The organism is Arcobacter sp. F155, assembly GCF_004116455.1.
Taxonomy (GTDB): Bacteria; Campylobacterota; Campylobacteria; order Campylobacterales; family Arcobacteraceae; genus Halarcobacter.
The window spans coordinates 1-439 of record NZ_PDJU01000040.1; the positions used below are offsets into that span (position 1 = coordinate 1).

Consider the following 439-nt stretch of genomic DNA (forward strand, 5'->3'; position numbering starts at 1 on the left):
AGGGAACATTATCTGTTGGTCAACAACAAGTAAGAGCAGGAGCACATGTAATTGATGTTTCTGTCGGATTTGCTGGACGTGATGAAAGAGAAGATATGAATAAAGTTGTATCTTTATATTCTCAAAAAGTTGCACTTCCACTTATGCCAGACTCAACGCAACTTCCAGCTCTTGAAGAGGCTTTAAAACAGATTGGTGGAAGACCAATAATTAACTCAGTTAATCTTGAAGATGGGGAAGAGAAATTTGATGCAGTTTGTAATTTAGCCAAAAAGTTTGGTGCAGCACTTGTTTGTTTAGTTATTGATGAAGTTGGAATGGCAAAAACAAAGAATAGAAAACTTGAAGTTGCAGAAAGAATCTATGATTTATGTGTAAATAGACATGGCTTTAATCCAGATGATTTAGTTTTTGATATGCTTACATTTACTATTGGTTC

Annotated in this window: 1 protein-coding gene; it reads left to right on the forward strand. The window is 34.6% G+C overall.

All coding sequences use genetic code 11. The annotated features are described in order from the left end of the window. A partial coding sequence (locus CRV03_RS13990) for a dihydropteroate synthase (RefSeq protein ID WP_164968681.1) occupies positions 1-439 on the forward strand: 439 nt, incomplete at both ends.